Here is an 18,623-nt window from a genome sequence, read left to right on the forward strand (position 1 = left end):
GCCTGACAAAGGGGGCCATCTGCAACGACCCATCAGCGGCCGGCTGAACCCGGCTCAGGAGTAGCGATGCGCCGTCTTGCGGCTCTCATCATGCTGACGCTGCTGGGCGCCTGCTCGACCGTCGACGACCTCACGCCGGTGATGTCCTCGAGCAGTCCGATGGTTGCGGTGCGCGCGCCGCGCTTCGAGGACTCCAAGCCGCACGAGTGGGACAGCGGCGCGCCGTGGAACTACGCCATCCACGGCACCGATGTCTCCAAATACCAGACATCCGTGGACTGGCCGGCGGCCAAGGCGAGCGGCATTTCCTTCGCGTTCATCAAGGCGACCGAAGGCGGCGACCGCTTCGACGAGTATTTCAACGAGCATTGGGCGCGCACCAAGGCCTCGGCGATTCCGCGCGCCGCCTATCATTTCTTCTATTTCTGCACGCCCGCCGCCACCCAGGCGCGCTGGTTCATCGCCAATGTCCCGAAAGACCGTTCCGCGATGCCGCCGGTGCTGGACATGGAATGGAACCCGAAATCGCCGACCTGCCGGCTGCGTCCCGACCCGGCCACCGTGCGCGCGGAAATGACGACTTTCCTCGAAATGGTCGAGCGGCACTACGGCAAGAAGCCGATCATCTACACCTCGATCGACTTCTTCGACGACAACGGCCTGGCGAACTTCCGCGGCTACCCTTACTGGCTGCGCTCGGTCGCCGGCCATCCGCGCCAGAAGTACGGCAGCCACCCCTTCACCTTCTGGCAATATACCGGAACCGGCATCGTTCCGGGCATGACCGGCAAATCCGATATCAACGTTTTCAACGGCTCGGAAGCCGCCTGGAACAGGTGGCTGCGGCAGAACACCCGTTGACATAAGCCGTCCTGCCTGCTTTTCGACACGACCAGCGGCGATGTATTGAGCTGCTGGCAGTCCGGAGCGGCGTACCAGGCGGGTGCCCGAGGACGCTCCTGAGCTTTGAATTCACGCATGGTCCTGGCCAGAACCGGTTCGGGTTCGGCGGGGCGTGCGCCGGTTTCGAAAGGGAAGCGATGCGATTGCGTGTTGAAATCTTGGCGGCGCTGTTTGTCGGCGCTCTTGCCTGGCCGGCGGCGGCGCAGGAGTGCGGGGACGATTTCAACACCTGGAAACAGGGCGTGGCGGCGGAAGCCAAGGCGGCCGGCGTCGGCGCCGTCGGCCTGAGCGCGCTGGAAAAGGCGAGCCTCGACGACAAGGTCCTGGCGCGCGACCGCGCCCAGGGCGTCTTCACTCAGACCTTCACCGAATTCTCCAACCGCATGATCTCGACCTACCGCCTGAAGCAGGGCGCGGCCAATCTGAAGAAATACGCCGACGTCTTCGCCCGCGCCGACCAGGAATTCGGCGTCCAGGCGCCCGTCATCGCCGCCTTCTGGGCGCTCGAGACCGACTTCGGCGCCGTCCAGGGCGATTTCCACACGCTGAGCGCGCTGGTGACGCTCTCGCATGACTGCCGCCGGCCGCAGCTTTTCCGCCCCCAGCTCGTGCCTTTGCTGACGCTGATCGATCGCGGCGTGCTGCCGGCCGACGTGACCGGCGCCTGGGCCGGCGAGATCGGCCAGACGCAGATCCTGCCGACCGACTACCTTGCCCGCGGCGTCGACGGCGATGGCGACGGCATCGTCGACCTGCGCCACAGCGTACCGGACGTGATCATGACCACGGCCAACAAGGTGCTGTCGCGCGGCTGGAAGCGCGACCAGCCCTGGATCGAGGAAGTCCGGGCGCCCGACGACATGCCCTGGGACCAGACCGGCCGCACCAACAAGCTGCCTTTATCGCAATGGACGCAATGGGGCGTCACCAACCCGGACGGCTCCCCGCTTGTCGACAATGGCCTCAAGGCCGGCCTGGCCCTGCCGATGGGCCGCAAGGGACCGGCCTTCCTCACCTACGACAATTTCGATGTCTATCTCGAATGGAACCAGTCCTTCACCTACGCGCTGACCGCGGCCAACCTCGCCGCCCGGCTGGCGGGCGCCCCGCAGCTCAATCCACGCAATCCCGAACCCGGCCTCAGCGGCGATCAGATGAAGGCGCTGCAGACGAAGCTTGAAGCCAAGGGCTATGACGTCGGCACCGTCGACGGCATCCTTGGCACCAACACCCGCGAGGCAATCCGCAAGGAACAGATGCGGCTTGGCCTGCCGGTGGACGGCTGGCCGACGCCGGAGCTTCTGGCGAGATTGTAAGATGAGGGATTAGGCAGTAGGCAATAGGAACTGAAGCAGAGACTGGAGAACCTCCTACTGCCTACTGCCTACTGCCTAACTCGCCATCGTCTCCAAACTCGCAAATCCCTGCGGCGCGTCGCCCTCGTCGAACGGTGTCGTCACCTCGACGAAAGTGTCGGGGAAGAAGCCGTTGAAGCGTGTCCTCAGCGACAGCGAGTAGGCGCCGATATGGCCGATCTCGATCCAGTCGCCGGTGTCGACCGTCTCCGGCAGCCAGAACGGCCTGGACAGGATATCGACGGAATCGCAGGTCGCGCCGCAGACCTTGAACGGCACGATGTTCTTCTCCTCGCCATTGCGCGAACGGATCGCGGGGTCCGGAATGAAACGCGCCGGCAGTGTGATCTTGCCGGTCCATGAATCCGACAGCGACGCCCAGATGCCGTCATTGATGTAGAGCCGCTTGCCCTTGCGCAAGAGCACGCGCACGATCAGCGACAGGCAGCGCGCCACGATCACCCGTCCCGGCTCCGCTACCAGCGGCATCTCGTCGAACTGGTATTCTTTGATGTCTCCCGACAGCCGCGACATGATCTGGCCGAGCGATGGCATTTCGACCTGCTTGCGGTTGGGATCATGGCCATACTCGGCCGGAAAGCCGCCACCGACATCGAGCCCGGCAATGTCGAAGGTCAGCCGGTTGCGCACCCAGTCGGCCGAGGCCAGCGCCCGCTCATAGGTGTCGGGATCCTCGATCTGGCTGCCGACATGGAAGCAGAGGCCGACCTTGTAGCCGGTGCGGTTGAGCCGCTCTGCGAGTTCCACCGCATAGGCCGGACCGGCGCCGAACTTCTTCGACAGTTCGTAGGCCGCCGACCCCTTCGTCTGGATGCGCACGAAGACGGTGATTGCGCCGGGATCGATGTCGAGCGCGCGCACCACCCTGGTCAGCTTGGTGATCTCGTCCTCATGGTCGAGCGAGATGACGCGAATGCCGTATTTCTCCAGCGCCAACTTGATGTCCGACTGCGCCTTGATCGGATGCATGTAGAGCATCTCGGCATCGGGCGAGACGGCACGCACGGCGGCGAACTCGCCGGGCGAAGCCACGTCGAAAGCGGTGACGCCGGCCTCGACCAGCGCCTTCAGCACGATCTGCTCGCCATTGGTCTTGACCGCATAGGCCGTCTTGCCGGGAAACATGCCCATGAACTGCAGGGCGTCGGCCTTCAACACCTGAGGGCGAAAGCAATAGACCGGATCGTCCGGGCGAAGCGCCAACGCCGCCTCGCGGGCATTCTCGAATCGCTGCATGGACGAATCCTTCGAACTAGGCTGCGCACAATTAATCCAAGCTAGCGGCTAAAGAAAACAATTCTGTGTCTCGGCTTGTTAACGCTGCTGGGTTACGCCTGTTGCGGGAGGAGCTAGGCCAGCCGTCAGGTTTCGGGTGGCCCTTGCTTCGGAACCGCATATGGCTTGAAGGACATTCGACAGGACCGGCATTCCGACGGTCCGGGAGGGCAGGCATATGGCAACAGCAGCAGCCACCGCCACGGCACGCGGTCCGATGACGCTCGCTGACTGGGGACAGTTGCTTTTGCTCGGCGCAATCTGGGGCGGTTCGTTCTTCTTCGCCCGCATTGCCGTCTCGGAGCTTTCGCCCCTTGTTCTGGTGCTGTTTCGCGTCGCCATCGCGGCGACAGCGCTCCAGCTCTATCTCGCCGTGCGCGGCCCGTCGTTCCGCCTCGCCTTCCCGCATGCAGGCCTGTTCTTCCTGCTGGCGCTCGCCAACAACGTCGTCCCCTTCTCGCTGATCTTCGCCGGCCAGACAGAACTTGGCGCCGGTATCGCCTCGGTGCTCAACGCCACCACGCCGTTCTGGACCCTTGTCCTCGCCAATGCGCTGACATCGGACGAGAAACTGTCCTGGAACAAGCTTGCCGGCATTGCGCTCGGCATCGCCGGCACGGCGGTGATGATCGGTCCCGGCCTGCTCGCCGGGCTTGGCGGTCCGGTCTGGGCGAAGTTCGCGCTGATCGGCGCCTCGCTATCCTACGCCGTCGCGCTGATGATTGCCCGCCGCTTCAAGGGCGTGCCCTCGCCGGTGATCGCCACCGGACAATTGACCGCCTCGACCATCATCATGATCCCGGTCGTGCTCATCGCCCATGGCCCTGCCGGTCTGTTCTCGGCCTCGCCGCCAGTCTGGGCGGCGGTGCTGGGGCTGGCTCTGCTCTCAACCGCCTTCGCCTACATTCTCTATTTCAACCTCGTCGCCTCGGCCGGCGCCACCAACGCCTCGCTGGTCACGCTCATCGTGCCGGTCAGCGCCATGCTGCTCGGCTTCCTGTTCCTTGGCGAGCGACTCGAACTGTTCGAAATGGGCGGCATGGCATTGATCGGACTTGGCCTGATCACCATAGACGGGCGCTTGTTCGGCCAACGCTGAAGGCGCGTTGTTCGTTAGAACGAAACGGCGATCTAGATCCTTTGATTGACTCCCGCATCGCGCATTCCTACCGGACGCCGATGCTGCAAGGCCGTCCGAGTCGACCCTGGTAGCGCTGCCATGCCCAGCTTCCGCCGCAGGGCCGCCATAATTTATTCACAAGCCCTGAGCTCGCTTTTGCCGAAGAGTTTCAATGCCTAACGGCAAAAGCCAGGTCGCAAATTCCACATTCACGTCGCATTGCAGCACATTTTCCGCTTGCCTGTGGCACAAATGACCCTAGACTCCTGCCATAGCTCTTAAGAGGAGGCTATGACATGGGACTGACGAGGCCAATCAACGCATTGATGATTTGTGCAGCGTTCGCATTCATCGGCGCCCTAATCATAGGCGTTCTTCCGTAACCGCCAGAGCGGAAGAAATCAGCAGCTGACAGTCAATCCATTTCGAAAGGCCGGGTTTTCACCCGGCCTTTTGCGTTTCACGTCACGACGACAGATCAGGCCGCGGCAGAACCCGCCGCTTCCGTTTCATGCGAGCGGATGCCGATCATGTGGCAGATGGCAAAGACCAGATCGGCGCGGTTCATCGTGTAGAAGTGGAAGTCGCTGACGCCACGTTCGACGAGGTCGAGCACCTGCTCGGCCGCCACCGCCGAGGCCACCAGCGCATGCGTCTGCGGGTCGTTCTGAAGCCCCTCGAAACGCTCGGCCAGCCATGCCGGCACCAGCGCGCCGCAGCGCGCCGAGAAATTGGCGACCTGGGTGAAATTGTGCACCGGCAGGATGCCCGGCACGATCGGAATATAGATGCCTGCCCGCCGCGCCCGCTCGACATAGCGCTCGTAGAGATCGTTGTCGAAGAAGAACTGGGTGATGGCGCGGGTCGCGCCATTGTCGGCCTTGCGCTTCAGCATGTCGAAGTCGGTGGCGAAGTCGGGGCTTTCCGGGTGCTTTTCCGGGTAGGCGGAGACCGAGATGTCGAAATCGCCGGCGCTCTTCATCGCGCCGACCAGCTCGGCGCCATTGGCATAGCCGTCCGGATGGGGCCTGTAGGCGGTGCCGACGCCCGCCGCCGGATCGCCGCGCAGCGCGACGAAGCGGGTGACGCCCATATCGGCGAATTCGCGCACCACGGCGTCGACCTGATCGCGGGCGGCGTCGACGCAGGTCATGTGCGCTGCCGGTGTCAACGTCGTCTCGTTGAGGATGCGCTTGACGGTGCGGGCCGTGCGCTCGCGCGTCGAGCCGCCGGCGCCGTAGGTCACCGAGACGAATTTCGGCTTGAGCGGCTCCAGCCGGGTGACGGTGTCCCAAAGCCTGGCTTCCATCTCGTCCGTCTTAGGCGGGAAGAACTCGAACGAAACCCGGACCTTGTCGCCAATGTCGGGGCGGCGGGAAAAGCGGAACTGGTTCATCAGGCGGTTTCCCTTGCCGGAAGAGTGTCGTTGGAAGGATCGGCGATCAGCATGCGGCGGTCGCGGCCGAGCCACAGCTTGACGGTCAGCCGGGCCTCGGCCTGGCCGCGCGGCTCGAACTCCTGGCTGTCTTCGACCGCCAGGCCCGCCTCGGCGAACCACTCGGCGATCTGCCGGTCGGAAAAGCCGAGCCGCATATGCGCGTGCTGGTCGCGCAGAAACTCCAGCGCATGCGGCGCGAAATCGACGATCACCAGCCGGCCCGCGGGGCGCAGCAGCCGCGCCGCCTCGCGGATGGCGCGGGCGGGATCGTCGAGATAATGCAACACCTGATGGATGGTGACGAGATCGAAGGCGTCGCGCTCAACCGGCGGCGCGAAGATGTCGCCCTGCCGCACCTGCGCGTTGGCGATGCCCGCCTTGTCCAGATTGGCGCGCGCCACCGTCAGCATCTCGCGCGACATGTCGATGCCGACGCCGCGCCGGTAGAGCGGCGAAAAGATCTCGAGCAGCCGCCCGGTGCCGGTGCCGAGGTCGAGCATCGACTGGAACGGCCGCTTGCCGACGAGCTTGAGCAGAGCGGCCTCCACCGCGCGGTCCGGCACATGCAGCGAGCGGATGTGATCCCAACTCGCGGCATTCTCGGAGAAATATTCGGCGGCGCGGTCCTGCCGCTTGCGCTTGACCGCCGCCAGCCGCTCCAGGTCGCGCTCCACCTGCGGGTCGGCGCCGCGGATGCCGGAAACGAGCCTGAGGACAAAATCGCGCGCGGCGTCCGTGTCGGAAAGCCGGAAGAACGCCCACGACCCCTCCTGGTAGCGCCCGATCAGCCCCGCCTCCAGCAGCAGCTTGAGGTGGCGCGACACGCGTGGCTGCGACTGGCCGAGAATTTCGGTAAGATCGGAAACGGTAAGGTCGCCGCGCGACAGGAGCGCGAGGATGCGCAGCCGGCTGGATTCGGCCGCTGCCTTCAATGTATCCACCATCGTATCGAGCGCGACGTGCATGCGTGTTTCTCTTTGAACAAGATATAAACATATGTTTATGTCGATTTTGACAACCATGCAAGGCCAATGTCGCTTCCTGACAAGAAAATGACGCATGCATGATCCAGGGATGAGCGAGGCGAAAAGCATGTTCGAGACACGCGAGGGCGAAAGGCAACTGGAAGCCGATCCAGCCGCCATGTCGTCGGACGGCCATGTCGTCTTCATCGGCCGCATCGCCTCGCCATGGACGAGCCGCGAGACCTGCCCGAAGAACATGCGGGCCGCGCGGGAGGCGGGACAGCCCGCGGTGCTGACGATCGACCCGGCCTATCGCGAGGGCCTTGCCGGGCTGGATCGCGCCAGCCATGTCATCATCCTGTCCTGGTTCGATCAGGCGCCACGGAATCTGATTTTGCAGAAACCTCGTCATGCGGCTGAGCCGAAAGGCGTTTTTTCGCTGCGCTCCCCTGCCCGGCCGAATCCGATCGGGCTGCACGTGGCAAAGCTCGTCGCGCTCGACATCGAAGCCGGACGTCTCGATCTCGATGCCATAGACGTGCTCGACGGTACGCCGGTCATCGACGTCAAACCCTATTTCGCCTCGACCGATGCATTTGCCGAGGCAGTCATTGCCGGACGCGACGAGCGATGAAAGCGCCGACCAATCGCCGCCGCGCCATCGCCAAGGCGCTGACCACGCTGTTGCCGCTGGCACCCTACGCCGACATCGAGAAGATCCGCGCCGACGCCGGCTCGGCGCGTCTGCACAATCTGCCGGCGTCGATCTCCGTCTGGCTGGCGACGATCGCCCATATCCGCCACGTCCACACCGACTACGAGAAGCTCTTGGCCGAGGGCTATGACCGCGACTCCGCGCGCTTCTTCGTCATCGAACAGACCAACATCGTGCTGACCCGCTGGCGCGCCACGCGCCTGCTCGAGTCGGAAGACGAGGACGACGAATGAAGCAGCGCCACGGGCGCACTGTCGGCGCCACTTGAGCCTCTGACGAGGCCAAACAGCACCGGTTGGCTGGCTCTATTTCATTCGGGGCGGCGCGCTAGCCTGCCCTCGACTATCGAGCGGGGACGAATGCGATGAGCCAGAACGCTGCAAGGACACCCACCGGAGCGCTGCCCTTGCTGTCCGATCGCCACGTCGATCCGCATGCCTATCCCCAGGGCGTTGCCTTCCTCGATGGCCAATACCTGCCGATGTCGCAGGCCAAGATCTCGGTGCTCGACTGGGGCTTCCTGCATTCGGATGCCACTTACGACACCGTCCATGTCTGGGACGGCAGCTTCTTCCGGCTGGACTTGCATCTCGACCGCTTCTTCGGCGGACTGGAGAAGCTGCGCATGACGATCCCGTTCGACCGCTACGGTGTCACCGAGATCCTGCACAATTGCGTCGCGCTGTCCGGCCACCGCGCCGCCTATGTCGAGATGCTGTGCACGCGCGGCGCCTCGCCGACCTTCAGCCGCGACCCGCGCCAGGCGGTGAACCGCTTCATGGCTTTCGCCGTGCCGTTCGGCTCGGTCGCCAATGCCGAACAGTTGCGCCGCGGCCTGCATGTCGCGATCAGCGACAAGGTGCGCATCCCGCCGGCCTCGATCGACCCGTCGATCAAGAACTACCATTGGCTCGACCTGGTGCGTGGCCTCTACGACGCCTATGACCGCGGCGCCGAGACCGCCCTGATCCTCGATTTCAACGGCAATGTCGCCGAAGGCCCGGGCTTCAACGTGTTCCTGGTCAAGGACGGCAAATTGTCGACGCCGGCGGTCGGCGTGCTGCCCGGCATCACCCGCCGCACCGTCTTCGACCTCTGCGCCGAGGCCGGCCTTTCCGCTGCAGCGGTCGATGTCGGCGTCGCCGCCCTGAAAGCAGCCGACGAGGTTTTCATCACCTCGACCGCTGGCGGCATCATGCCGGTGACGGCGATCGACGACGCCCCGGTCGCCGACGGCAAGGTCGGCCCGATCACCAGCCGGCTGATGGGGCTATACTGGAAGAAGCACCAGGACCCGGCCTGGTCGAGCCCGGTGCGATATCCCTAGCTCGCCGCCCAAGGTGCGCAGCGATTGAGGTCAGGCCGGCCTCACCTGAATCTCAGCGGATGCTAGGCTCGATAGATCCACTGCTCGGGCACCCGCACCGAGATCTCCTCGCCGGTCCTGATCGTGCCCGGCTTCTCGACCCAGGCGACGATGCCACGCAGCCGCTTCGCCGCTTTCGGGAACAACAGCGCGCCGGCCTCGTGGTCGGCCATGCCGGCATTCTCGGCGACCGAGCGTCCGGCGATGCGGCATGGCCCATTCTGGGCGTCGACCTTGATCGTGACGCCGCCCTTGAAGAACAGCAGCGTGCCGGACGGAAGCATGGAGAGATGCGGCAGCCCTTCGATCAGTAGATTGGCGCCGATCCATTCCGGCTTGATCTCGGCCAGGCCCATTCGCTCCGCGACGATGGCCAATTCGTCCGCCGCCACGATCGACAACTGCCGCTCGTTGCGCATCTCGGTGCCGCGCGGATACCAGGGCTCGCGGCCGCCGGAGCGGCGCGTGGCGCCGGCATGAAAGTCGCCGTCTATGCCGTCGAAGCCGAGCCGCAGCTCCTCAACCGCCCGCGTCTCGAAATGATCGAACGGCGCGACGTAAAGTGCCGAAACCTTCGCTGCGAGCTTGCGTGCGGGGACGATCTCGGCAGGGGTCTCCGCCGCGGGGAACAGATCCAGTGTGCTTGCCGTCTCTTGCATGCCCTGACTTAGCCGATGTCGCCGGACAGGGTCCAGTCGAAAGCACTGATGATCCAATCAAGCGCCTTTATGCCGATCTCGCCGATCACGATCTTCTTACCCCGATTTTCGCCTTGCGCCGCATTGCCGCCGCGCCATGACGATCCGATAGTGATGTCACGGAGGAGGCTTCCATGCATCCCGCACCGGCAATCGCGGCGCTCTGGCTGTTCTGGGTCGTGTCCTGGCTGGCGGCCGCCTTCTGGGCCGACCCGGCGGCAAAACGCGCCGGCTTTCGGGAGGAAGCGCGCTACCGCGCCCTGTGGACGATCGGCGCGATCCTACTGTTCGTGCCGGCGCATGGTTATGTCGGCAGGCTTCGGCTCTGGATGCCGACCCTCACCGAAGCCTGGATCTGCGTCGCCCTGGTCGCGGTCGGCCTCGCCTTCTCCTGGTGGGCGAGGCTGCATCTCGGCCAGCTGTGGTCGGGCACCGTCACCGCCAAGGCCGATCACCGCGTCGTCGATACCGGCCCCTATAGGCTGGTCCGGCATCCGATCTACACCGGCCTGCTTGTGGCGATACTCGCCACCATGGCGGCGAAGGGCACGGTCTGGGGCGTGGCCGGCGCCGCCTTCCTCATCGTGGGCATCGTCGTGAAGGCCAGGCTTGAGGAGAGCTTCCTGCGCGGCGAGCTCGGTACGGCCTATGACGACTATGCCAGGCGCGTGCCGATGCTGCTGCCGTTTGCACCAAACTTGGCGCCAAAGTGTGTTTGAAGCCGCCGTTTGCAGGCCGGCCTCACCTACCTCACAGCATCTTCAGCAAGGCGCCGCCAATCGAATAGCCGGCGCCGAAGGCGCAGATCAGGCCGAAATCGCCGGCCTTCATGTCGGCGTGGTTTTCCGACAGCGCGACGATGGCGCCGGCGCCGGCGGTGTTGCCTAGCCGTTCCAGCACCATCGGCGCGCGGTCATGGTCGACCTCATGGCCGAAGGCGAGCTTGAGGATCATGGCATTCATGCGCGCGTTGGCCTGGTGCAGCCAGAACCGCCGGATGCCCTGCGGCGTCAGCCCGTGCTCGGCCAGGAACTCGACGATGAATTTGTGGCCGGCGACGGTGACTTCCTTGAACACCTTGTTGCCGACCTGCTTGATCAGATTGCCCTCGAGATCGATCCTGTAGGGATCGTCCTGGGCGGTGCGGGTGTGGTAGCCGAGATTGGTACGGATGTTGTTCGACATCTGCGTCCAGGTGCGCGTGTCCAGCACCTCGAAGCGCCCCGGCCGCTTCTCGCCCTGCTCAAGCCCCTCGACGATCATGGCGACCGACGCATCGCCGAAGATGAAATGCGTCTGTCGGTCGCGGAAATTGAGATGGCCGGTGATGATCTCCGGCGTCGAGACCAGCACCCGCTTGTGCGCGCCCGCCCGCACGAGGTTGGCCGCTATGTGCAGCGCAGCCGCGGCGGAAGAGCAGCCGAGCCCCATGTCGAAGCCGGCGCCCTTCGTGCCCAGCGCCTGCTGCATCTCGATGGCGATCGCCGGATAGGGCCGCTGCTGGTGCGAGGCCGAGCAGATGACAAGGTCGATGTCGGATGGTTGCAGGCCGGCATGATCCAGCGCCTTCCTCGCCGAGGCGATGCCGAACTCGGCCTGCAGCGACAGCGCATCGTCCGGCCGCGCCGGAATGCGCGGCGCCATGCGGGTCGGGTCGAGAATGCCTTCGCGCTCGACCACATGACGGGTCCGGACGCCCGAGGCATGGACGATGAAGTCGCTGTCCGACTTCTGCAGCAGCGCCTCGCCGGTGACCTCGCGGCGCGCATTCTCCGTGTTGACCCAGGCGTTGAAGCTGGCGACCAGCTCTTCATTGGTGATGACAGGTCTAGGGATTTCAGCGCCGATGCCGCTGATGATGACGCGATGCATTTCCAATCCGTCCCCTGCGCGGGCGTTGCGGCTTGATGTGAGCGCCAGGGCTCCCGGCGCAACACTTGTCGCATTTGGCCGGTTTATGCCAGCTTAAATCGAATGCTTTGAATTACCAGGCGCAGACCTTGGTGTTGGTCTGCGGATTGTTCCAGCAGGCGCCGTCGTCGCGGCTGCGCACGAACTGCCCAGGCAGCGACACGTTGCGGCGACCGAAATTGATATAGCCATAGGCAAAGCCCGGGCCGTCGATTTCAAGCACATAGGTGGGATAGCCGGGCGCTGAGATGCGGAAACTGCCGTCGCTGCCGATAGTCCTGTAATTGCAGGAGAAATAGCCGTCATCCGTGGTGTAGCAGCGCGCCCGCTTTGCCTCTGCCGACATCGAAAAGGCAAGCAGCGCGGCCACGCCCACGCAGCCGCCCAGGACAATCTTCCCCAGCGCCATAGTCTACCCCCGCCACCTGGACCACCGGTCACGATCTAGGCTGAAGACTGCGCATGGCGACGAATTCCGGTCAAGTACTCGTGATGAGCGCGGACGCGGTGCGGCTAACGCTTCTTAGAGCAATTCCAGGAAAAGTGTGTAGCGGTTAGGCTCGGCGACTTCGCCGTAGCCTTCCGTCCGGAATTGCGCAGAAACAAGAACTTAGATCGGACGGCGCGCGACGATGAAGATGCGGGGAAAGCGCAGCAGCACCTTGCCGTTCGCCGTCTTCGGATAAGCCTTCGCGATCCTTGCCGTGTAGCTCTTGAGGAACAGCTTGCGCTCCTCCGCGTCGAGCGGATCGAGAAACGGCTTCAGCCCCGTCGACTTCACCCATTCGACGATCGCCTCGGCATCGGCGAGCGGGTGGTTGTAGATTGTGTGCCAGATGTCGAGCCGGTCGGAGTGCGGCGACAACAGGTCGTAGTAGAACGACACCGGCGGCAGCGGCTCGCGCGCGGCACCTTTCAGCTTTTCGGCGAACGGCATCTCGGCCGCCGTCTCGCGCATGGCCCGGTGCGACGGCTCGCCGAGATTGTCGGGCATCTGCACGGCCAGCGTGCCGTGCGGGCTCAAGAACCCCATCAGCCGCTGGAACACGGCAGGATGTTCCGGCAGCCATTGGAACACCGCATTGGCGAAGATGACGTCGACCGGCTTCTCCGGCTGCCAGGCGGAAGCGTCGGCGAGCCCGAAGGTCACGTTCGGCAGCCGCGCCCTCGCCTTCTCGATCATGTCGGGCGAAGTGTCGAAGCCGCTGACCTCGGCATCCGGCCAGCGCTGGACCAGAAGCTCGGTCGAGTTGCCCGGCCCGCAGCCGATGTCGACGACGCGGCGCGGGAAGTCCACCGGCACCTGCGCGACGAGATCACGCGCGGGCCGCGTGCGCTCGTCCTCGAATTTCAGATATTGGGCGGCGGACCAGTCGGCCATTTCGGAACCGCTTCGTTCGCCGCCCTCGGCCAATATTACCGCGTCAGCCGCTTGTGCGTCATGCGGTGCGGGGTTGCCGCTTCGGCGCCGAGGCGACGCAGCTTGTCCTTCTCATATTCCTCGAAGTTGCCCTCGAACCATTCGACATGCGCATCGCCCTCGAAGGCGAGCATGTGCGTCGCCATGCGGTCGAGGAACATGCGGTCGTGGCTGATGATGACGGCGCAGCCGGCATAGGCTTCCAGCGCGTCTTCCAGCGCGGCCAGCGTTTCGGTGTCGAGGTCGTTGGTCGGTTCGTCGAGCAGAAGCACGTTGCCACCGCCCTTCAGCATCTTGGCCAGATGCACGCGGTTGCGCTGGCCGCCCGAAAGGTTGCCAACCTTCTGCTGCTGGTCGCCGCCGCGGAAGTTGAAGGACGAGCAGTAGGCGCGGCTGTTGACCTCGTGCTTGCCGAGCTTGATCACCTCGGCGCCGCCGGAGATTTCTTCCCACACCGTCTTGTTCCCATCGAGCGCATCGCGGCTCTGGTCGACATAGCCGAGCTTGACCGTCTCGCCGATGCGGACCGTACCCGCATCCGGTTTTTCCTGGCCGGTGAAGGTCTTGAACAGCGTTGTCTTGCCGGCGCCGTTCGGGCCGATGACGCCGACGATGCCGCCCGGCGGCAGCCTGAACGACAGGTCCTCGATCAGCAGCTCGTCGCCAAAGCCCTTGTTCAGGCCTTCGACCTCGATGACGACATTGCCGAGCCGCTCGCTCGACGGAATGACGATCTGGGTGTCGGTCGGCTTGCGGTTCTGCGACTGCTCGACCAGTTCCTCATAGGCCTTGATACGCGCCTTCGACTTGGTCTGGCGCGCCTTGGGCGAGGACTGGATCCACTCGCGCTCGCGCCAGATCGACTTCTGACGCGCGTCGTCTTCGCGGCCTTCCTGGATCAGGCGCTTGGCCTTGGCGTCGAGATATTTGGTGTAGTTGCCCTCGTAGGGAATGCCGCGGCCGCGATCGAGCTCCAGGATCCAGCCGGTGACGTTGTCGAGGAAGTAGCGGTCGTGGGTGATGATCAGCACCGAGCCCGGATAGTCGCGCAGATGCTTTTCCAGCCATTGCGTGGTCTCGGCGTCGAGGTGGTTGGTCGGCTCGTCGAGCAGCAGCAGGTCGGGCTGCTCCAGCAGCAGCCGGCACAGCGCCACGCGGCGGCGCTCGCCGCCCGACAGGTTGGTCACCTCGGAATCGGCCGGCGGGCACTGCAGCGCGTCCATCGCCATCTCGACCTGCTGCTCGAGGTCCCACAGGTTCAGCCTGTCCATCTCGTCCTGGAGCTTGGCGGACTCGTCCGCCGTCTCGTCGGAATAGTTCATCATCAGCTCGTTGTAGCGCTCGATGATGGCGGTCTTCCTGGCGACGCCGTCCATGACGTTTTCACGCACGGTCTTGCTGTTGTCGAGGTGCGGCTCCTGCGCGAGGTAGCCGACGGTCGCGCCTTCGGCCAGCCACGCTTCGCCCTGGAACTCCTTGTCGAGCCCGGCCATGATGCGCAGGATGGTCGACTTGCCCGAGCCGTTGGGCCCGAGAATGCCGATCTTGGCGTCCGGGTAGAAGGACAGATGAACGTTATCGAGCACCTTCTTGGTGCCATAGGCCTTCGACAGGCCGGACATGTGATAGATGAACTGGCGAGCCACGCGCGCTTTCCCTGAGAGTTGCTGGATGTCGGAATGAATGGGATTGCGCGCTATGTAGGCGATGCCGTGCCGATCGGCAATCGCTTTCGGCGCCGCGGCCCGATCAGGAAACGCTCGTCTGCCTGCAAGCATTCGGTTGCCATCGCCCTTTTTCGGCGCGCCAAGCGTCGATGCGCAAGCACCGATTAATCATTTCCCGGCAAAACGGAGGTGGATGACAATCGCCGGTTGCTGGCGATTTCAGCGAAAAGGACGGATCGACGGCGTGTTGAACGGTTTCCTGCTCCTTGCCGAAGCGGTTCTCTATTTCGGCGTCATGGTCACGCTGTTCCGCTTCAGGGCGCGCATCGGGCTCGGCGTCTTCGTCTGCGCGCTCGGCGTCATGCATTTCCTGGAAACCTATCTGGCCAGCGTCTTCTATGTCGCCCTGCCCTTCGGCATGGTCTCGCCGGGCTCGGCGGTGCTGTTCTCGGGCAAGCTGGTGATGCTGCTCCTGCTTTACGTCAAGGAAGACGCGGCGACGGTGCGCCAGCCGATCTATGGCCTGCTGCTCGGCAATGCCCTGATGATCGGCCTGGTGCTGATCCTGCGCTTGCATTCGATCTCACCGCTTCCCGACGGCAAGCTTCCCGACATCGGTTTCATCGACCAGATGGGCTGGCTAATGGTGTGGGGGACGTCGCTGCTGTTCATCGACGCCATTCTGATCATCCTGCTCTACGAAAAGCTCGGCCGCTATCTTCGCGCTCGACCCTTCGCCCGCATCCTGGTGTCTGTCGCCTGCGTCCTGACCTTCGATCAGGCCGGCTTCTTTACCGCACTCCATTTCGTCGCCGGCGCGCCGATCGAGGTCTTCTTCGGCGGCTGGTTCGCCAAGATGGCGGCGGCGCTGGCCTATAGCGGCATGCTCGTCGCCTATCTCAGATGGGTCGAGGACCACGACATTGCGCTGCCGCGCGGCCTCTCGGACATTTTCGACACGCTGACCTATCGCGAGCGTTACGAAGCGCTGGTCAAGCATGTGGGACGCGACGGCCTGACCGGCCTGCTGCATCGCGGCAGCTTCGAGACCGACGGCCAGACCGCGGTCGCCCGCAGCCGGAGCACCTTAAGGCCGCTCAGCTTGCTGATCGTCGACGTCGACCATTTCAAATCGATCAACGATCGCTTCGGCCATGCCGAGGGCGACAAGGTGCTGAAGTCGATCGCCACCGTGCTGACCGACGTCGCCGGCGCCGAGCAAAAGGTATTCCGGATAGGCGGCGAGGAATTCGCCATCCTGACCGAGCAGCCGCACGCCGTCGCAAGGCTGCTCGGCGAAAGCATCAGGCATGCGGTCAAGGCATCCGCCAGCACCAGCAGGTTCGAGCTGACCGTCAGCGTCGGCGTTTGCACCCTTGGCGAGGCCAGCAACTCGCTGGCCGATATCTTCGCGCTGGCCGACGAACGTCTCTACAAGGCCAAATCGGCGGGGCGCGACCGCGTCATCGGCGAACTGGGCGACGACGAGGCCGAAAATCCCGGCATCTGGACGAGATCGGCGTAAGGCGCCGGTGGCGGAGCGAAGCGCCCCCGCCCGGCTTACTGGAAACCGGTCGGGTCGACCGTGCCCTTCGGGCAGCCCGCCTTGGAGGTCGGCGCGGAAGCCAGCATCAGGCTGCCCAGCGTGCTGTCGGGGCCGATAGTGCCCGACAGCCCGAGCGTCAGCTCGCCGATCATGCGCCTGCCGCTCGAGGGGTCGACCAGGCAGGAGACACGGACCCGGTTGCCGGCGCCGGCGCCGAAGGCGCTGTCGAAAGCATTGCGGATCTGATCCGACGTCAGCTGCTTGCCGATATGCTTGGTGAAGAGATCGCGCACCGGCGACGCGTTCACCGCCCGCATCAGGTTCAACGCATCCGAGAAATACTCTTGCTGGCTCTTGCCGTAGCAGGTGCCGTGCTTGATCCATTCATGGCGCTCCAGCTTGGAGGCGGTGCCCGGCATCACCTGATCGAGCTCGGCGCGGGTACTCGCATCGAGGTCGACCTTCGGCAGGTCCTGCCAATGGGCGGGATTGTCGTTGGCCTTGTCGCTTGCCGACACCTGGCAATAGAAGTTGCCGTTCGGCTGCGGCCACAGCCCATGCAAGGCGAAATGCGTGGCGTCGAAGCCGGCCTTCGACTGCGCCTGGCATTCGGGCTTGCTGGACTTGGTCTCGCAGAAGGCCGGTTGCCAGCTCAGCGCGAAGACATATTCCGGCTTGCCGGAGCCAGGCTGCGCCGGCTTGTTCTGCTCGACGGGCGCCGGCGTCGCCGCAGCACTGGCGCCGGTGACATGGCCGCAGCCGATCTTCACCCAGCGGCGATCCGGATCGGCGCCCGGCACGAGGATGAGGTAATGCGTCGGCTCGTCCTTGTTGCCCGCTAGCAGCTGGTAGCTTTGCCCGGCCGCGGTCGATACGTTCCCGGGGTTCTTGCCGCTCTTGATCGCCTGCGTCGCCGGACAGGCGGCATCGGCCACGAAGCTGCCGCTCATCTTCACATCGGCCCGCGCTGCTCCGGCGAGCGCCGTGACGGCGGCAGCCAACAAAAAAGCAAAACCTGTCCGCATCCCCGCACCTCGGCTCAAAATGTCGCGGCACACACTGCCGCTGTCTCCGTGTCAGAATTGCGATGGCCCGCGCCGCAGGAGAAGAAGCCCACAGCGCAAAATCAGCCGGGCCGCATTGACCTAAAACCGGCGCCAGCGCAAACAAAACTCTCGTGAGCACGAGAAGGGCGTCGGGGGGACGAAGCGAAATGCCATTCAGCCAGCAGCGCATGGTCAAGTCGCCGACCGGCGCCGACCTCAACCTCTATGTGAAGCAGGCGAGCGGCCACCCGCGCGCCGTCGTCCAGATCAACCACGGACTGGCCGAGCACGCGGCGCGCTATGCCCGCTTCGCCGATTTCCTCGCCGAGCGCGGCTTTCATGTCTACGTGCATGACCACCGTGGCCATGGCGCGACCAGAGCGCCCGACGCACCGCTCGGCAAGTTCGCCGATTCGGATGGCGGCGCCAAGGTCATCGCCGATGTCACCGCCATTCATGACCTGATCGCCGGCGAGCAGCCGGGCCTGCCGGTCATCCTCTTCGGCCATTCGATGGGCGCGTCGGTGGCATTGAACTTCCTTCTGCGTCATTCGGCGCGCGTCCATGCCACCGCGATCTGGAACGGCAATTTCTCGCAGGGCCTGCTTGGGCAGCTGGCGCTCGCCATCCTCGGCTGGGAAAGGATGCGGCTGGGCTCCGACGTGCCGTCAAGGCTGCTGCCGAGGCTGACCTTCCAGGCCTGGGGCAAGGCCGTGCCCAACCACAAGACGCTGTTCGACTGGCTGTCGCGCGACGAGGCCGAGGTCGCGAAATACGTCGCCGATCCGCTCTGCGGCTGGGATGCCTCGGTGTCGATGTGGCGGGACGTCGTCCAGATGGCGATCTACGGCGGCAGCGACGGCAATTTTTCCGGCGTGCGCCGCACCCTCCCCATCAACCTGCTCGGCGGCGAGAAAGACCCCGCCTCGGATTACGGCAAGGCGGTCAACCACCTCGCCGGGCGCATGCGGGGGATGGGCTTTTCGAATCTGGTTTCAAAGGTTTACCCGGAGACCCGCCACGAAAGCCTGAACGAGGTGAACCGGGACATCGTGATGGCCGATTTTGCCGCATGGGCGGACAAAGTTCTCAAAGCGTGAGGCGGTTGGCCCATCGCAAGGGCCGTGACAGCAGCGGCGGGGATTGATAGAGGCTGCGCTTTCGACCCAACACGGTG

General features: G+C 64.5%; 19 protein-coding genes. 9 read left to right on the forward strand and 10 right to left on the reverse strand.

The features are described 5' to 3' along the window. The first annotated feature begins 66 nt into the window (after positions 1 to 66). Positions 67 to 861, forward strand: a complete 795-nt coding sequence (locus tag EN846_RS14210; protein ID WP_127285026.1) for a GH25 family lysozyme — start codon at positions 67 to 69, stop codon at positions 859 to 861. A 179-nt stretch (positions 862 to 1,040) separates the two neighbouring features. Further along, positions 1,041 to 2,219: a lytic murein transglycosylase gene (locus EN846_RS14215; RefSeq protein WP_135858688.1), complete on the forward strand. Its 1,179-nt coding sequence runs from the start codon at positions 1,041 to 1,043 to the stop codon at positions 2,217 to 2,219. A 75-nt stretch (positions 2,220 to 2,294) separates the two neighbouring features. Here the strand turns inward: EN846_RS14215 and EN846_RS14220 are convergent, their stop codons facing one another. After that, positions 2,295 to 3,515, reverse strand: coding sequence for an alanine racemase (locus tag EN846_RS14220; RefSeq protein WP_127393957.1), 1,221 nt, complete (start codon positions 3,513 to 3,515; stop codon positions 2,295 to 2,297). 217 nt (positions 3,516 to 3,732) lie between these two features. On the opposite strand from EN846_RS14220, the gene EN846_RS14225 reads away from it, so the two are divergent. Then, positions 3,733 to 4,653: a DMT family transporter gene (locus EN846_RS14225; RefSeq protein WP_127393958.1), complete on the forward strand. Its 921-nt coding sequence runs from the start codon at positions 3,733 to 3,735 to the stop codon at positions 4,651 to 4,653. A 499-nt stretch (positions 4,654 to 5,152) separates the two neighbouring features. Here the strand turns inward: EN846_RS14225 and metF are convergent, their stop codons facing one another. Further along, positions 5,153 to 6,070 carry a methylenetetrahydrofolate reductase [NAD(P)H] gene (gene metF, locus EN846_RS14230; protein ID WP_127283286.1) on the reverse strand — a complete coding sequence of 306 codons (918 nt, stop codon included), beginning with the start codon at positions 6,068 to 6,070 and terminating at the stop codon, positions 5,153 to 5,155. Then, the gene (locus tag EN846_RS14235; RefSeq protein ID WP_135858686.1) at positions 6,070 to 7,077 is read right to left on the reverse strand and encodes a metalloregulator ArsR/SmtB family transcription factor; all 1,008 of its coding nucleotides are present in this window, start codon (positions 7,075 to 7,077) and stop codon (positions 6,070 to 6,072) included. The genes metF and EN846_RS14235 overlap by 1 nt, the downstream gene beginning before the upstream one ends. A 127-nt stretch (positions 7,078 to 7,204) precedes the next feature. Here EN846_RS14235 and tsaA point away from each other — a divergent pair, with 127 nt between their 5' ends. From tsaA to EN846_RS14250, 3 genes are all read left to right on the forward strand, one after another. After that, a complete protein-coding gene (gene tsaA, locus EN846_RS14240; protein WP_187331271.1) occupies positions 7,205 to 7,711 on the forward strand; it encodes a tRNA (N6-threonylcarbamoyladenosine(37)-N6)-methyltransferase TrmO in 507 nt (168 codons plus the stop codon). Then, entirely contained in the window at positions 7,708 to 8,025 is a 318-nt protein-coding gene (locus EN846_RS14245) for a DUF2293 domain-containing protein (RefSeq protein WP_127391914.1), read from the forward strand. The genes tsaA and EN846_RS14245 overlap by 4 nt, the downstream gene beginning before the upstream one ends. 131 nt (positions 8,026 to 8,156) lie before the next feature. Further along, positions 8,157 to 9,119, forward strand: a complete 963-nt coding sequence (locus EN846_RS14250; protein ID WP_127391915.1) for a D-amino acid aminotransferase — start codon at positions 8,157 to 8,159, stop codon at positions 9,117 to 9,119. Between the two features lie 62 nt (positions 9,120 to 9,181). On the opposite strand, the gene EN846_RS14255 is transcribed toward EN846_RS14250, so the two are convergent. Then, the gene (locus tag EN846_RS14255) at positions 9,182 to 9,817 is read right to left on the reverse strand and encodes an MOSC domain-containing protein (protein WP_127391916.1); all 636 of its coding nucleotides are present in this window, start codon (positions 9,815 to 9,817) and stop codon (positions 9,182 to 9,184) included. Between the two features lie 8 nt (positions 9,818 to 9,825). Continuing rightward, positions 9,826 to 9,996 carry a hypothetical protein gene (locus EN846_RS35140; RefSeq protein ID WP_189379643.1) on the reverse strand — a complete coding sequence of 57 codons (171 nt, stop codon included), beginning with the start codon at positions 9,994 to 9,996 and terminating at the stop codon, positions 9,826 to 9,828. On the opposite strand from EN846_RS35140, the gene EN846_RS14260 reads away from it, so the two are divergent. Continuing rightward, a complete protein-coding gene (locus EN846_RS14260) occupies positions 9,991 to 10,575 on the forward strand; it encodes an isoprenylcysteine carboxylmethyltransferase family protein (RefSeq protein ID WP_127391917.1) in 585 nt (194 codons plus the stop codon). The two genes, EN846_RS35140 and EN846_RS14260, sit on opposite strands and share 6 nt — an antisense overlap. 31 nt (positions 10,576 to 10,606) lie before the next feature. On the opposite strand, the gene EN846_RS14265 is transcribed toward EN846_RS14260, so the two are convergent. The 4 genes from EN846_RS14265 to ettA form a co-directional block, all read right to left on the reverse strand. Next, on the reverse strand, positions 10,607 to 11,728 hold the full coding sequence (locus EN846_RS14265; protein ID WP_127391918.1) for a beta-ketoacyl-ACP synthase III: 1,122 nt from the start codon (positions 11,726 to 11,728) through the stop codon (positions 10,607 to 10,609). A 112-nt stretch (positions 11,729 to 11,840) separates the two neighbouring features. Beyond that, on the reverse strand, positions 11,841 to 12,176 hold the full coding sequence (locus EN846_RS14270) for a hypothetical protein (protein WP_127391919.1): 336 nt from the start codon (positions 12,174 to 12,176) through the stop codon (positions 11,841 to 11,843). A 201-nt stretch (positions 12,177 to 12,377) separates the two neighbouring features. Next, entirely contained in the window at positions 12,378 to 13,148 is a 771-nt protein-coding gene (tam, locus tag EN846_RS14275; RefSeq protein ID WP_127391920.1) for a trans-aconitate 2-methyltransferase, read from the reverse strand. Positions 13,149 to 13,183: 35 nt separating this feature from the next. Beyond that, positions 13,184 to 14,833, reverse strand: a complete 1,650-nt coding sequence (ettA, locus tag EN846_RS14280; protein ID WP_127283276.1) for an energy-dependent translational throttle protein EttA — start codon at positions 14,831 to 14,833, stop codon at positions 13,184 to 13,186. A gap of 265 nt (positions 14,834 to 15,098) precedes the next feature. On the opposite strand from ettA, the gene EN846_RS14285 reads away from it, so the two are divergent. Beyond that, the gene (locus EN846_RS14285; protein ID WP_127391921.1) at positions 15,099 to 16,379 is read left to right on the forward strand and encodes a GGDEF domain-containing protein; all 1,281 of its coding nucleotides are present in this window, start codon (positions 15,099 to 15,101) and stop codon (positions 16,377 to 16,379) included. A gap of 35 nt (positions 16,380 to 16,414) precedes the next feature. Here the strand turns inward: EN846_RS14285 and EN846_RS14290 are convergent, their stop codons facing one another. Further along, positions 16,415 to 17,425 carry a ribonuclease gene (locus tag EN846_RS14290; protein ID WP_127391922.1) on the reverse strand — a complete coding sequence of 337 codons (1,011 nt, stop codon included), beginning with the start codon at positions 17,423 to 17,425 and terminating at the stop codon, positions 16,415 to 16,417. Positions 17,426 to 17,613: 188 nt separating this feature from the next. On the opposite strand from EN846_RS14290, the gene EN846_RS14295 reads away from it, so the two are divergent. Continuing rightward, positions 17,614 to 18,546 (forward strand): alpha/beta hydrolase, encoded by a 933-nt coding sequence (locus tag EN846_RS14295; RefSeq protein ID WP_127391923.1) that lies wholly within the window; start codon positions 17,614 to 17,616, stop codon positions 18,544 to 18,546. The last annotated feature ends 77 nt before the right edge of the window (positions 18,547 to 18,623 follow it).

It is taken from the genome of Mesorhizobium sp. M4B.F.Ca.ET.203.01.1.1 (genome assembly GCF_004791025.1).
Taxonomy (GTDB): Bacteria; Pseudomonadota; Alphaproteobacteria; order Rhizobiales; family Rhizobiaceae; genus Mesorhizobium; species Mesorhizobium abyssinicae.